Origin of the sequence: Streptomyces sp. NPDC051555, from assembly GCF_044454405.1 — a bacterium.
Classification (GTDB): Bacteria; Actinomycetota; Actinomycetes; order Streptomycetales; family Streptomycetaceae; genus Streptomyces.
The window spans coordinates 229,288-243,249 of the sequence record NZ_JBITDP010000014.1 but is presented as its reverse complement, the minus strand read 5'-3'; the positions used below and the strand labels follow the sequence as shown (position 1 = coordinate 243,249).

The following is a 13,962-nucleotide window of genomic DNA, read 5'->3' as shown; positions in this document are numbered from 1 at the left end:
CCCACCGGCACCCCCACCGGCACCCCCACCGGCACCCCCACCGGCACCCCCACCGGCACCCCCACCGGCACCCCCACCGGCACCCCCACCGGCACTCCGCTGAGCGTAAGGGCCGCCTAAAAGTTGAGTGGGCTCGACTCAGGTCTGTTGACGATGCGGGACGGGTGGTGCATCCTTGAGTCTGTTCCACTCAAGTCAGTGTTGCTGGAGGAATCAAAATGGCACGTGCGGTCGGCATCGACCTGGGCACCACCAACTCGGTCGTCAGCGTTCTGGAAGGCGGCGAGCCCACCGTCATCACCAACGCCGAGGGCGCCAGGACCACGCCGTCCGTCGTCGCCTTCGCCAAGAACGGCGAGGTCCTCGTCGGCGAGGTGGCCAAGCGCCAGGCGGTCACCAACGTCGACAGGACCATCCGGTCGGTCAAGCGCCACATGGGCACCGACTGGAAGATCAACCTGGACGGCAAGGACTTCAACCCGCAGCAGATGAGCGCCTTCATCCTGCAGAAGCTGAAGCGCGACGCCGAGGCCTACCTGGGTGAGAAGGTCACGGACGCGGTCATCACCGTCCCGGCCTACTTCAACGACTCCGAGCGTCAGGCGACGAAGGAGGCCGGTGAGATCGCGGGTCTGAACGTCCTGCGCATCGTCAACGAGCCGACCGCCGCCGCCCTGGCCTACGGTCTCGACAAGGACGACCAGACCATTCTCGTCTTCGACCTCGGTGGCGGCACCTTCGACGTGTCGCTCCTGGAGATCGGCGACGGCGTCGTCGAGGTCAAGGCCACCAACGGTGACAACCACCTCGGTGGTGACGACTGGGACCAGCGCGTCGTCGAGTACCTCGTGAAGCAGTTCCAGAACGGCCACGGCGTCGACCTCGCCAAGGACAAGATGGCGCTCCAGCGTCTGCGCGAGGCCGCCGAGAAGGCGAAGATCGAGCTGTCCTCCTCCACGGAGACCTCGATCAACCTGCCCTACATCACGGCGTCCGCCGAGGGCCCGCTGCACCTGGACGAGAAGCTCACGCGCGCCCAGTTCCAGCAGCTGACCGCGGACCTGCTGGAACGTTGCAAGGCGCCGTTCCACAACGTCATCAAGGACGCGGGCATCAACCTGTCCGAGATCGACCACGTCGTCCTCGTCGGCGGCTCCACCCGCATGCCGGCCGTCGCCGAGCTCGTCAAGGAGCTCACCGGTGGTCAGGACGCCAACAAGGGCGTCAACCCGGACGAGGTCGTCGCCCTCGGCGCGACCCTCCAGGCCGGTGTCCTCAAGGGTGAGGTCAAGGACGTCCTGCTCCTCGACGTGACCCCGCTGTCCCTCGGTATCGAAACCAAGGGCGGCATCATGACCAAGCTCATCGAGCGCAACACCACGATCCCGACCAAGCGGTCCGAGATCTTCACGACGGCCGAGGACAACCAGCCGTCCGTGCAGATCCAGGTCTACCAGGGCGAGCGCGAGATCGCGGCGTACAACAAGAAGCTCGGCATGTTCGAGCTGACCGGTCTGCCCCCGGCCCCGCGTGGCGTCCCGCAGGTCGAGGTCGCCTTCGACATCGACGCGAACGGCATCATGCACGTCACGGCCAAGGACCTCGGCACGGGCAAGGAGCAGAAGATGACCGTCACCGGCGGCTCCTCGCTCGCCAAGGACGAGGTCGACCGCATGCGCCAGGAGGCGGAGCAGTACGCGGACGAGGACTCCCGCCGCAAGGAGGCGGCCGAGTCCCGCAACCAGGGCGAGCAGCTCGTCTACCAGACGGAGAAGTTCGTCAAGGACAACGAGGACAAGGTCCCGGCCGACGTCAAGGCCGAGGTCGAGGCCTCCATCGCCGAGCTGAAGGAAAAGCTCAAGGGCGAGGACTCCACCGAGATCCGCACCGCGACCGAGAAGCTGGGCGCCGTCAGCCAGAAGCTCGGCCAGGCGATCTACGCCGACGCCCAGGGTGCCCAGGCCGCCGGTGGCGCGCCGACCGGTGACGCGGGTCAGGCCAAGGCCGACGACGATGTCGTCGACGCCGAGATCGTCGACGACGAGAAGCCGAAGGGTGGCGCTGCCTGATGTCGGAGGAGACCCCGGGCTTCGACGAGAAGCCCGAAGTCCCCACCGGCGACACGGCGGACGACGCCGCTGCCGAGCCGAAGGCCGCCGACTCCTCCAAGGAGGAGGCGGCGGCCCCGGCCGGGGACGCAGGAGCAGCCGACTCGCTCGGCAAGGAAACCGCCCTCCTGGCCCAGCTGGACCAGGCCCGCACCGCGCTCGGCGAGCGCACCACGGACCTCCAGCGGCTCCAGGCCGAGTACCAGAACTACCGCCGCCGGGTCGAGCGGGACCGGATCGCGGTCAAGGAGATCGCGGTCGCGTCCCTCCTGACCGAACTGCTCCCGACGCTGGACGACATCGGTCGGGCGCGGGAGCATGGCGAACTGCTCGGTGGCTTCAAGTCGGTGGCCGAATCGCTGGAGACGGCCGCCGCCAAGATGGGCCTGCAGCAGTTCGGCAAGGAGGGCGAGCCCTTCGACCCGACGATCCACGAGGCCCTGATGCACTCGTACGCGCCGGACGTCACCGAGACGACCTGCGTGGCGATCCTGCAGCCGGGGTACCGGATCGGCGAGCGTACGATCCGTCCCGCGCGCGTCGCGGTGGCCGAGCCCCAGCCGGGCGCGGCCGCTCCGGCCAAGTCCGAGGACGCGGCCGAGCAGGGCACGGACACGGACGGGCCCGACAAGGGCTGAAGGTCTGATGTCAGCACGTCACGAGAGGAGGGCCACCGGGGATGAGCACTAAGGACTTCGTCGAGAAGGACTACTACAAGGTCCTCGGTGTCCCGAAGGACGCCACCGAGGCCGAGATCAAGAAGGCGTACCGCAAGCTCGCCCGCGAGTTCCACCCGGACGCCAACAAGGGTGACTCCGTGGCCGAGGAGCGCTTCAAGGAGATCTCCGAGGCGCACGACGTCCTCGGTGACAGCAAGAAGCGCAAGGAGTACGACGAGGCCCGCGCGCTGTTCGGGAACGGTGGCTTCCGCCCCGGTCCCGGCGGTGGCGGCGGTTTCTCCAACTTCGACCTGGGCGACCTCTTCGGAGGCGCCCAGGGCGGGGGCGGAGCGGGCGCCGGCGGCTTCGGCGGCGGTCTGGGCGACGTGTTCGGCGGCCTGTTCAACCGCGGTGGTGCGGGCCCCGGTGCGGGCACCCGCACCCAGCCGCGCCGCGGCCAGGACATCGAGTCCGAGGTCACCCTCTCCTTCACGGAGGCGGTGGACGGGGCCACGGTGCCACTGCGGATGTCCTCGCAGGCGGCCTGCAAGGCCTGTTCGGGCACCGGCGACAAGAACGGCACGCCCCGGGTGTGCCCGACCTGCGTCGGCACCGGGCAGGTCTCGCGCGGCAGCGGCGGCGGCTTCTCGCTGACCGACCCGTGCGCGGACTGCAAGGGCCGCGGCCTGATCGCCGAGACCCCCTGCGACGTCTGCAAGGGCAGCGGCCGGGCCCGTTCCTCGCGCACCATGCAGGTCCGGATCCCGGCGGGCGTCTCCGACGGCCAGCGGATCCGGCTGCGCGGCAAGGGCGCTCCGGGCGAGCGCGGCGGTCCCGGCGGCGACCTGTACGTCGTCGTGCACGTGGGCAGCCACCCGGTGTTCGGGCGCAGGGACGACAACCTCACGGTCACCGTCCCCGTCACCTTCGCCGAGGCGACCCTGGGCGCCGACATCAAGGTGCCCACGCTGAACGGCCCCGCGGTGACGCTGAAGCTGCCGCCGGGCACCCCCAACGGGCGCACGATGCGCGCCCGTGGCAAGGGCGCGGTCCGCAAGGACGGCACCCGCGGCGACCTGCTGGTGACGGTCGAGGTGGCCGTCCCGACAGAGCTGTCGGACAAGGCCCGTGAGGCGCTGGAGTCGTTCCGCGACGCCACGGCCTCGGAGGACCCGCGCTCCATCCTGTTCGAGTCCGCGAAGGGAGCATGACATGGACGGCCGCCGACGCAATCCTTATCAGCTGACCGACGAGACCCCGGTCTACGTCATCTCGGTGGCCGCCCAGCTCTCGGGCCTGCATCCGCAGACCCTCCGTCAGTACGACCGCCTCGGCCTGGTCTCCCCGGACCGGACGGCCGGGCGCGGGCGCCGCTATTCGGCCCGGGACATCGAGCTGCTCCGCACGGTGCAGGCGCTGTCCCAGGACGAGGGCATCAACCTGGCGGGCATCAAGCGGATCATCGAGCTGGAGAACCAGGTCGCCGCGCTCCAGCAGCGCGTGGCCGAGCTGTCCACGGCCGTGGACGGGGCGGCGGCGGTGCTGCGCCAGCGCGAGGCCCAGGTGCACGCCTCGTACCGGCGCGACCTGGTCCCGTACCAGCCGCCGCAGCCGGGCAGCGCCCTGGTCGTCTGGCGGCCCAAGCGGCCGCTGGACTGACCCGCGCACGCAGGGACCGTTGCGGGCCCCGCCCCCTACCAGGGGGGCGGGGCCCGCACGCGTTTTCCGTCAGGTCGGTCCGGTCGGTCAGGTCGCTCCGGTTGGTCAGGTCGGTCCCGTCGTTCCGGTTCAGACCAGGTGGTCGGGGTCGAGGTCCGGGTCCGGGTCGTGTTCGGCGGTGAGCCCGCCGCCGCCCGGCAGGGCGCCCGGTCCGTCGAGGATCCCCGACTGCGCGATGAGGAAGCCGAGCTGCGCGCGGCTCCCGCTGCCCAGGACGGTGGCCAGCTTCGCGATGTGCGCGCGGGCGGTCCGTACGTTCATGCCGAGCCGCCGGGCGATGGCCTCGTCGACGTACCCCTCGACGAGGAGCTGCGCGATGGAGCGCTGGACGCCGGAAATCCCCTCGGGGGTGTGCCGGTACGTCACTTCCTGGCGCAGGGGCACAGCGCGCCGCCAGAGCTGCTCGAAGACCTTGATGAGGTACTCGACCAGACCCGGGTGCCGCAGCTCCAGCGCCACCCGCCGGTCGTCGCTGGCGGGGATGAAGGCCACGGTGCGGTCGAAGATGATCAGGCGCTCTATCAGTTCTTCGAGCGTACGGATCTCCACCTTGCCCGCGGAGATCCGGTCCACGTAGGCGAGCGTGCCCTGGCTGTGCCGCGCGGTGTGCTGGTAGAGCGTCCGTATGCTGACCCCGCGGTCGATCAGCGGGGCGTCGCGCTCCAGCGCCTGGGTCAGCGCCAGCGAGGGCCGGGCGCCGCCGGGTTGGACGGTCAGCACTTCGGTGTGACATTCGGCCGTCGCCAGGTTCAGGGCCGCGTTGATCCGCTCGAATCCCTCCAGCACGGTGATGGCGTGGGTGTTGGCGGGACTCTGGGCACTGATGGTAAGGAACGGCTCGAAAGCGTCGGTGAGATCTACAGCGCTGCGTCGGCGGTCCTGGATCTCACGTTCAATCGGGTGGAGACGTTGGGCCAATGCGACGGATGGGGGAACCGGACGCAGTTGGTTCGCGTCGTCCGGATCGGGCTGCAGAAGAGCGAATTCAAGCAGGCAGGGAGCATTTTCAACTTCTCCCCTTGCGATACGGCCCGTGCTGAGCGCTGCCGCGTAGAGCCGTGCTCCCTCGTCGCACAGAGACGTGACGGGGTGGGGATGTGTCTCGTTTGTGCCGCTTCTGGGCAAATCTCCACCCCCCAGGGTCCTGAACATGCAAGAACATGATGCATCGTCCCTGTGGCAGTGACGTGCCTGAATGAGCCATCGTCGGACACGCGGGGGAGAGGATTCCATCAAGTGAGGACGAAGCCGACCATGTACAAAAGAATGCTTCGCTCGGCGCTTGCCGTTGTTTTCTCCGCCGTTGCGGTTTTTGGTGCACTCAGCGCCGTCGACACAGACGCGGGGAGCGCTAGGGCCAGCTATGACACAGGCTGGACCATGGCGCCGGCAGGAACATCGTTCGACACCGGCTGGACCAACGCACCGGTGGCTCTGAAGGACGACACGGGCTGGACCGACTCACCGCAAGGTTCCGAAGGTGACACCGGTTGGACCTCTCACCCCGAGGCGGTGTCCTCATGACCCCCGACGACCGCGACTTCCGTCGCGAAATGGCATCTGCATACCGGTCCGGATGGCAGTTCATCGATCTCGTCACGGCCATCCCCCACACTGGCGATTCGTTGATGGTCACCCTCTTCGGCCAGCCGATCGTCGTCGTGCGCGAGGAGGACGAGGACGTCCGCGCCTACCGCTGCCTGCGCCGCCCGCGCGGCGCGCCGCAGCCCGTCCGCTGCGAGGTGCGGTACGGAATGGTCTTCGTCAACCTTGATCAGCGCGATCACCAGCTCTTCGAACCCGATGTCACTACCGCCACCCCCCGCAGTGCCTGAAGCGATTCCCCCGTCGTCGCAGATCGCTCAGGCGCTTCCCCCACACAGCGGCGCCATCGTGAACCTGAACACGATGGCGCCGCTGTGCTGCTCACGTCCAGTGCTTGAACCGGAAACGTTCCGGAATTGGCCCGAATAAATCAGTGGCGCCCGCGCCCGCCCGAGGGGCACACCCCTGCTCCGCCCCTCAGGCGCGGCCCATCGCGCGCTCCAGCGTGATCACCAGGACGACCCGGTCCGGATTGGGCGACGGGACGCGTCCGTACCGCTGCGCATAGCGCTCCACCGCCTCGGCGACCGACGCCTCGTCGTCGAGGATCCTGGCGCGCCCTTCCAGCGTCGCCCAGCGGCGCCCCGCCATCTGGCACACCGCGACCCGGACACCCTCCGGCCCCGCCGCCAGGACGTTGCGGATCTTCTTGCTGTGCTTGTTGCTGATCACCCGCGCCACCCCGGCCTGCGGGTCGTACGTCACGCCCACGGGCACGACGTGCGGACTTCCGTCGGGGCGCGGGGTGGTCAGCGTGCAGACGTGCCGTTCCTGCCAGAAGGCGAGGTAGTCGGCCGTCGGGTTGAGTACGTCATGGGACATGCGCCGAAGCGTACGAGCTTCTTCTTGAGTGGAATAGACTCAACTTTGTGCACGCTTCCCCTAGCAGAGAAGCAACACGAGAAGGAACGGAGAGGAGCCGTACGTGGACGCCGAGCTGACCAACAAGAGCCGGGCCGCCCTGAACGCCGCCACCAGCAGGGCGGTGCAGGGCGGCCACGCCGACCTGACCCCCGCGCACCTGCTGCTGGCCCTGCTCACGGGCGCGGACAACGAGAACGTCACCGACCTGCTCGCGGCCACCGAAGCCGACCAGGCCGTCGTACGGGCGGGCGCCGAGCGCCTGCTCGCCGCGCTGCCCAGCGTCACCGGGTCCACGGTCGCGCCGCCGCAGCCCAGCCGCGACCTGCTCGCCGTACTCGCCGAGGCCGACCGGGAGGCCGGGCGCCTGGGCGACGAGTACCTCTCCACCGAGCACCTCCTCATCGCCATCGCCGCCAAGGGCGGTCCGGCGGGCGAGGTCCTCACCGCGCAGGGCGCCACCGCGAAGAAGCTGCTGTCCGCTTTCGAGACCTCACGAGGAGGGCGCCGGGTGACCTCCCCCGACCCCGAGGGCCAGTACAAGGCCCTGGAGAAGTTCGGCACCGACTTCACGGCGGCGGCCCGTGAGGGCAAGCTCGACCCGGTGATCGGTCGGGATCAGGAGATCCGGCGGGTGGTGCAGGTCCTCTCGCGCCGCACGAAGAACAATCCGGTGCTGATCGGCGAGCCGGGCGTGGGCAAGACGGCCGTGGTCGAGGGCCTGGCCCAGCGGATCGTCAAGGGCGACGTCCCCGAGTCCTTGAAGGGCAAGCGACTGGTCTCCCTGGACCTGGGCGCCATGGTGGCCGGGGCGAAGTACCGCGGCGAGTTCGAGGAACGGCTCAAGACGGTCCTGGCGGAGATCAAGTCCAGCGACGGACAGATCATCACCTTCATCGACGAGCTGCACACCGTGGTCGGCGCGGGCGCCGGCGGGGACTCGGCGATGGACGCGGGCAACATGCTCAAGCCGATGCTGGCCCGCGGCGAGCTGCGGATGGTCGGCGCGACCACGCTCGACGAGTACCGCGAGCGGATCGAGAAGGACCCGGCGCTGGAGCGGCGCTTCCAGCAGGTGCTGGTCGCCGAGCCGAGCGTCGAGGACACGATCGCGATCCTGCGCGGGCTCAAGGGCCGGTACGAGGCGCACCACAAGGTGGTCATCAACGACAGTGCGCTGGTGGCGGCGGCGACGCTCTCGGACCGGTACATCACCTCGCGGTTCCTGCCGGACAAGGCGATCGACCTGGTGGACGAGGCGGCGTCGCGGCTCCGGATGGAGATCGACTCCTCGCCGGTGGAGATCGATGAGCTCCAGCGTTCCGTGGACCGGTTGCGGATGGAGGAGCTGGCGCTGAAGAACGAGTCCGACCCGGCCTCCGTCGAGCGCCTGGAGCGGCTGCGCAAGGACCTCGCGGACAAGGACGAGGAGCTGCGCGGGCTGACCGCGCGGTGGGAGAAGGAGAAGCGGTCCCTGAACCGGGTCGGCGAGCTGAAGGAGCGCCTCGACGACCTGCGCGGCCAGGCCGAGCGCGCCCAGCGCGACGGCGACTTCGACGCGGCCTCGCAGCTGCTCTACGGGGAGATCCCGGCGCTGGAACGGGAGCTCGCCGAGGCCACCGAGGCGGAGGCGGAGGTCTCCCTGGACACGATGGTCAAGGACGAGGTCGGTCCGGACGACATCGCGGACGTGGTGGGCGCGTGGACGGGGATTCCGGCGGGGCGGTTGCTGGAGGGCGAGACGCGCAAGCTGCTGCGGATGGAGGAGGAGCTGGGGCGGCGGTTGATCGGGCAGAAGGAGGCGGTGGCGGCGGTCTCGGACGCGGTGCGGCGCACCCGGGCGGGGATCGCGGACCCGGACCGGCCGACGGGTTCGTTCCTCTTCCTGGGGCCGACGGGCGTGGGCAAGACGGAGCTGGCGAAGGCCCTGGCCGACTTCCTCTTCGATGACGAGCGGGCCATGATCCGCATCGACATGTCGGAGTACGGGGAGAAGCACAGCGTGGCCCGGCTGGTGGGTGCTCCGCCCGGGTACGTGGGGTACGAGGAGGGCGGTCAGCTGACCGAGGCGGTGCGCCGGCGCCCGTACAGCGTGGTGTTGCTGGACGAGGTGGAGAAGGCGCATCCGGAGGTCTTCGACGTGCTGTTGCAGGTCCTGGACGACGGGCGGCTCACGGACGGTCAGGGGCGGACGGTGGACTTCCGCAACACCATCCTGGTGTTGACCTCGAATCTGGGCAGTCAGCACCTGATGGACCCGCTGACCTCGGCGGAGGTGAAGAAGGCGCAGGTCCTGGAGGTGGTGCGGGCGAGCTTCAAGCCCGAGTTCATCAACCGCCTCGACGACCTCGTCGTCTTCTCGGCGCTCGACCGGGACGAGCTCGCGCACATCGCCGAGCTCCAGATCGCCCGGCTGGCGGCCCGTCTCGCCGAGCGGCGCCTCATCCTGGACGTGACGCCCGGGGCGCTGGCCTGGCTCGCGGACCAGGGCAACGATCCGGCCTACGGGGCCCGCCCGCTGCGCCGGCTGATCCAGACCTCGATCGGTGACCGGCTCGCCAAGGAGATCCTCGCGGGCGAGGTCAAGGACGGCGACACCGTCCGCGTGGACGTGGCGGGCGACGGCCTGCTGGTCGGCAAAGCGCTGTGATCCGGCCGGTCCGGTCGCCCCGTGCGACCGGACCAGTGCGGCCATACAGGCGCTTAACCAGCTCTTATGCGTGTCCGCCCGGAGCGGATCGGGTGTCCGGGGGTGGACACGGGGTGGGCGCGATGGGGGAGGATGAAGCAATCCGCACGAAGGGAAGTACACGGTGAGCATCGACCCGGCCTCGATTCCGAATTTCGGGGGCCAGCCCGAACCGCAGGCCACAGGACCGGCGGGCCCCGTCGTCCCCGACCAGGACCTGGTCAAGCAGCTCCTGGAGCAGATGGAGCTGAAGTACGTCGTCGACGACGAGGGTGACCTCGCGGCGCCGTGGGAGGACTTCCGCACGTACTTCATGTTCCGTGGCGAGGACGAGCAGCAGGTCTTCTCGGTGCGGACGTTCTACGACCGCCCGCACGCCATCGAGGACAAGCACCAGCTCCTCGAAGCGATCGACGACTGGAACCGCCGCACCCTGTGGCCGAAGGTCTACAGCCACACCCACGACGACGGCTCGGTCCGCCTGATCGGCGAGGCGCAGATGCTGATCGGCACCGGCGTCTCCCTGGAGCACTTCGTGTCCTCCACGGTCAGCTGGGTCCGCGCGTCCATCGAGTTCGACAAGTGGCTCCTGGAGCAGTTCGGCCTGGAGAAGGACGTCGACTCGGCGGACGAGAAGGATGACACCGAGGGCGACGACTCGAAGAACTGAGTCGGCGGGCCGCCCACGCGGTGCCCCGACCCACGTGCCGCTACAGCGGCACGTGGGACACGAGCATCAGGTACGCCCCGTAGCCGCACGAGAGCCCGGCCAGGACCCCGGTCACCACGACCGCCGTCCGCGGCCGGGCTCTCGCCATGGCGGCCGCGAGCGGCAGCAGCAGCGGGAAGGCCGGCAACAGGAACCGCGGCTTCGAATCGAAGAAGCCCGCGCCGCCGAGGGTTATCACCAGCAGCACGGCCGTGTACACGAGCAGCGGCAGCGGCGCCCGGTCCAGCAGGAGCAGCACCGCCAGGCCCGTCGCCACGGCCAGCACGACGAGCGTCATCACGGCATTGGGCCCGCTCTGGCCCATCAGCACCTGCGAGGCCGTGCGCACCGCCCCGGCCCCGAAGTCGAAGCGCGAGCCCCAGGAGTCCTGCACGGCGAAGTACCCGTGCAGGAGGTCGTCGCGCTGCGCTCCCACGGCCAGCAGGTACGCCGCCCAGCCCGCCGGGGCCAGCAGCCCGGCCGCCCACACCTCGGGCCGCCGGTGCCCCCCGCGCGCCAGCAGCGCGCACAGGGCGGTCACCGACACCGCCGCGGCCACCGCGATGCCGGTCGGCCGGGTCAGGCCGGCCAGGACGGCCAGACCCGCCGCCCACAGCCACCGCTCGCGCAGCAGCGCGTACAGCGACCAGGCGGCCAGCGCGGCCAGCAGCGCCTCCGTGTACCCGGCGGTGAGTATCACGGCGTGCGGCTGCACCCCCCACAGCGCCACCAGCAGCACCCCGGTCCGGGCCCCGGCGACCCGCTCGCCGACCCGGTAGATCCCGACGGCGGCCGCCGCGGCCGCCCCCCAGGCGACCAGGAGACCCGCCCCCGCGGCCCCCACGGGCAGCAGGAGGGTCGTGAGCCGCATCAGTGAGGGGTAGAGCGGGAAGAAGGCCAGATCGCTCTGTATGGCGCCGCTGTGCGGCCAGGCGAGGCTGCGCCCGTACCCGTGCTCGGTGATCGCGACGTACCAGCCGGAGTCGAAGGAGGTGCCGAGGACGGTGAGCGGATCGCGGTCCGTCGCCCAGGCGCCGAGGGCGATCACGAGCACCCCGACGAAGCGGACCGCGGCGAACACCGCCAGCGCGGTGGTCCCGGCCGAGAGGGCCGCCGTTCGCGGACGCGGCGGGACCTTCACCGTGCTCGTGCCCGTGGTCATGTCTGCGGCCTTCCGGTTCCTGCGTGCGAGCGCGTGCGTCCGTCCGCGGGTGGAAGGCCGTCAGGGAAGACCCTACGAGCCGCCGCGCGGCCGTGGCCGCCCGGTCCCTCAGAGCCGGGAGAGCCGGCCCAGGCGGGTGACGATGGTCGGACCACTCGTACTCAGACTGCAATCTGAGTACAGTCTGAGTATGACCCTTGCTTACTTGGGAGCCGAGCCCGAGACGGTCTCGTTCACCGACCTGTCCAGAAACCCGAAGGCCGTGGCCGCCCGAGCGGCTGCCCTGGGTGCGCTGCGCGTCACCCACCGGGACGCCCCCGACATGCTGCTGACGACTGCCATCCACGCCGAGCGCACCGAGGAGAACCTCGTGACGGCGTCCCGGCTCTTCCTCGCGCTCATGAAGCAGGATGACGGAGCCCGCTCGCTCCTGCTGGCGCTACCAGAGGTCTTCCCGTGGGTGCGGCACCTCGACGACGAAGAGACGCGGGCGTTCACCGTAGAACTTCTGGAAGCGCTTTCCGATGCGGCAGAACTGGGCTCCAGGGACGCCGTGCACCGAGCGCTCGTCTCCTGGAGGGCGACGGCTCGCATCAACGCGGATCCGGAGCAGCTCAAGGAGGCGCTGCGTCCGCTCGACGGGGACGATCTGGGTCCGGTCGAGGCTCGGTGAGCCCGAAGAAGGGCGATCGCGTCAGCGTTCCGCCGCTGAGCGGTTGGAACGTCGTCTTCGGGACGACAGAGGCGGTGACGGGGTGGGAGGAGCTGTGCCGCGTGGCGCTGCCCAGTGCCCACAGGTGCCTGGAGGCGCTGCGCGCGGACCCGCTGTCGCGTGACAACTGGAATCGTCAGCATCAGCTCCGTGGGAAGCTCGCCACGAAGGAGTGGAAGGGATCCGCACTCGAGCAGTGGGAGTTCGAGGTCACGAGCGGCGGTCGGGTGCGCTACCTGGTCAGCCCCGAGACATCGACCGTTGTCCTGGTCCACGCGTCCACTCGGCACCCCAAGGACACCGAGTAGTCCGTCGCTCCTGTGCGGAACGGGTCCGGCTCAGCCGGGACCGGGCCCGTTCCACGTGTCCACCGGGCTCGTTCTCAGATACTCAGCCGACCGAGCCGGCCCAGGCGGGTGGCGGCCTCCTGGAGGACGGAGTCCCTCTTGCAGAAGGCGAAGCGGACCTGGGTGGCGCCCGCGGCCTTGTCGTCGTAGAAGACCTGGTTGGGGATGGCCACGACCCCGCACAGGGCGGGCAGGCGGCGGCAGAAGTCCAGGCCGTCGCGCTCCCCGAAGCCGGCGATGTCGGTGGTGATGAAGTAGGTGCCGGCCGGGGCGTAGACCTCGAAGCCGGCCGCCGTCAGGCCCGCGGAGAGGATGTCGCGCTTGCGGGCCATGTCGGCGCGGAAGCCCTCGTAGTAGGAGTCGGGCAGGTCCAGGGCCTCGGCGATCGCGTACTGGAACGGGCCCGAGGAGACGTAGGTCAGGAACTGCTTGGCCGAGCGGACCGCCGTGACCAGCTCCGGCGGGGCCGTCACCCAGCCGACCTTCCAGCCGGTGAAGGAGAAGGTCTTGCCCGCGGAGGAGATCGTCACCGTGCGCTCGCGCATGCCGGGCAGCGCGGCGAGCGGGGTGTGCGCGCCCTCGAAGACCAGGTGCTCGTACACCTCGTCGGTGACGACGAGGAGGTCCCGCTCGACGGCGAGGGCGGCGATCCCGGCCAGCTCGGCCGGGGTGAGCACGGTGCCCGTCGGGTTGTGCGGGGTGTTCAGGAGCAGCAGCCGGGTGCGCGGGGTGACGGCGGCGCGCAGCTCGTCGAGGTCGAGGGCGAAGGCGCCGGCGTGCGGGCGCAGGGTGACCGGGACGCGGGTGGCGCCCGCCATGGCGATGCAGGCGGCGTAGGAGTCGTAGAAGGGTTCGAGGGCGATGACCTCGTCACCCGGTTCGAGGAGGGCGAGGAGGGCGGCCGCGATGGCTTCGGTGGCGCCCGCCGTGACCAGGACCTCGGTGTCGGGGTCGTAGGACAGGCCGTAGAAGCGCTGCTGGTGGCGGGCGACGGCGGCGCGCAGTTCGGGGACGCCGGGGCCGGGCGGGTACTGGTTGCCGCGGCCGGAGAGCACCGCGCGGGACGCCGCCTCGGCGATCTCGGCGGGGCCGTCGGTGTCGGGGAACCCCTGGCCCAGGTTGATCGATCCCGTGCTCGTGGCCAGCGCGGACATCTCCGCGAAGATCGTCGTTCCGAAGGAGGCGAGACGGCGGTTCAGGAAGGGGCGGCTGCCGCCCACGGGTGCGCTCATGGGCGTCATCCTTGGTCAACCTCTGGAGTTGCTCAAGTGTGCTTTGGCCGGAACGGGCCGCGGGAATCCCCCTGACACGCGGGACGCGGGGATCCCGCCCCTCGGGGGACCGAGGCGTACAGGAGGGGGGCGAGGACCATGTTCCTGGCCTTTTTCGCA

At 70.1% G+C, this 13,962-nt stretch carries 13 protein-coding genes; 9 read left to right on the top strand and 4 right to left on the bottom strand.

The window, feature by feature from the left end:
• The first annotated feature begins 218 nt into the window (after nucleotides 1–218).
• The 4 genes from dnaK to ACIBEA_RS27115 are packed head-to-tail and all read left to right on the top strand — an operon-like array spanning nucleotide 219 to nucleotide 4,426.
• The gene (gene dnaK, locus ACIBEA_RS27130; protein WP_399265203.1) at nucleotides 219–2,069 is read left to right on the top strand and encodes a molecular chaperone DnaK; all 1,851 of its coding nucleotides are present in this window, start codon (nucleotides 219–221) and stop codon (nucleotides 2,067–2,069) included.
• Nucleotides 2,069–2,746 carry a nucleotide exchange factor GrpE gene (grpE, locus tag ACIBEA_RS27125; protein WP_399265201.1) on the top strand — a complete coding sequence of 226 codons (678 nt, stop codon included), beginning with the start codon at nucleotides 2,069–2,071 and terminating at the stop codon, nucleotides 2,744–2,746. The genes dnaK and grpE overlap by 1 nt, the downstream gene beginning before the upstream one ends.
• A gap of 41 nt (nucleotides 2,747–2,787) precedes the next feature.
• Nucleotides 2,788–3,978, top strand: coding sequence for a molecular chaperone DnaJ (gene dnaJ, locus ACIBEA_RS27120; protein WP_399265199.1), 1,191 nt, complete (start codon nucleotides 2,788–2,790; stop codon nucleotides 3,976–3,978).
• A gap of 1 nt (nucleotide 3,979) precedes the next feature.
• Nucleotides 3,980–4,426: a heat shock protein transcriptional repressor HspR gene (locus tag ACIBEA_RS27115; protein WP_399265197.1), complete on the top strand. Its 447-nt coding sequence runs from the start codon at nucleotides 3,980–3,982 to the stop codon at nucleotides 4,424–4,426.
• 129 nt (nucleotides 4,427–4,555) lie between these two features.
• Here ACIBEA_RS27115 and ACIBEA_RS27110 read toward each other — a convergent pair whose 3' ends face one another.
• Nucleotides 4,556–5,638 (bottom strand): helix-turn-helix transcriptional regulator, encoded by a 1,083-nt coding sequence (locus tag ACIBEA_RS27110; protein ID WP_385785545.1) that lies wholly within the window; start codon nucleotides 5,636–5,638, stop codon nucleotides 4,556–4,558.
• 368 nt (nucleotides 5,639–6,006) lie between these two features.
• Here ACIBEA_RS27110 and ACIBEA_RS27105 point away from each other — a divergent pair, with 368 nt between their 5' ends.
• On the top strand, nucleotides 6,007–6,321 hold the full coding sequence (locus tag ACIBEA_RS27105) for a (2Fe-2S)-binding protein (RefSeq protein WP_354383388.1): 315 nt from the start codon (nucleotides 6,007–6,009) through the stop codon (nucleotides 6,319–6,321).
• A 187-nt stretch (nucleotides 6,322–6,508) separates the two neighbouring features.
• Here ACIBEA_RS27105 and ACIBEA_RS27100 read toward each other — a convergent pair whose 3' ends face one another.
• Nucleotides 6,509–6,913, bottom strand: coding sequence for a pyridoxamine 5'-phosphate oxidase family protein (locus tag ACIBEA_RS27100; protein ID WP_399265195.1), 405 nt, complete (start codon nucleotides 6,911–6,913; stop codon nucleotides 6,509–6,511).
• 103 nt (nucleotides 6,914–7,016) lie between these two features.
• Here ACIBEA_RS27100 and clpB point away from each other — a divergent pair, with 103 nt between their 5' ends.
• A complete protein-coding gene (gene clpB / locus ACIBEA_RS27095; protein ID WP_399265193.1) occupies nucleotides 7,017–9,602 on the top strand; it encodes an ATP-dependent chaperone ClpB in 2,586 nt (861 codons plus the stop codon).
• A 163-nt stretch (nucleotides 9,603–9,765) separates the two neighbouring features.
• A complete protein-coding gene (locus ACIBEA_RS27090; RefSeq protein ID WP_399265191.1) occupies nucleotides 9,766–10,311 on the top strand; it encodes a YbjN domain-containing protein in 546 nt (181 codons plus the stop codon).
• Between the two features lie 40 nt (nucleotides 10,312–10,351).
• Here the strand turns inward: ACIBEA_RS27090 and ACIBEA_RS27085 are convergent, their stop codons facing one another.
• Nucleotides 10,352–11,512, bottom strand: coding sequence for a hypothetical protein (locus ACIBEA_RS27085; protein WP_399265189.1), 1,161 nt, complete (start codon nucleotides 11,510–11,512; stop codon nucleotides 10,352–10,354).
• A 190-nt stretch (nucleotides 11,513–11,702) separates the two neighbouring features.
• Here ACIBEA_RS27085 and ACIBEA_RS27080 point away from each other — a divergent pair, with 190 nt between their 5' ends.
• Nucleotides 11,703–12,185, top strand: coding sequence for a prevent-host-death family protein (locus tag ACIBEA_RS27080; RefSeq protein ID WP_399265187.1), 483 nt, complete (start codon nucleotides 11,703–11,705; stop codon nucleotides 12,183–12,185).
• A complete protein-coding gene (locus ACIBEA_RS27075) occupies nucleotides 12,182–12,532 on the top strand; it encodes a hypothetical protein (RefSeq protein ID WP_399265185.1) in 351 nt (116 codons plus the stop codon). The genes ACIBEA_RS27080 and ACIBEA_RS27075 overlap by 4 nt, the downstream gene beginning before the upstream one ends.
• 74 nt (nucleotides 12,533–12,606) lie before the next feature.
• On the opposite strand, the gene ACIBEA_RS27070 is transcribed toward ACIBEA_RS27075, so the two are convergent.
• Nucleotides 12,607–13,812: a pyridoxal phosphate-dependent aminotransferase gene (locus ACIBEA_RS27070; RefSeq protein ID WP_399265183.1), complete on the bottom strand. Its 1,206-nt coding sequence runs from the start codon at nucleotides 13,810–13,812 to the stop codon at nucleotides 12,607–12,609.
• Nucleotides 13,813–13,962: the final 150 nt, after the last annotated feature.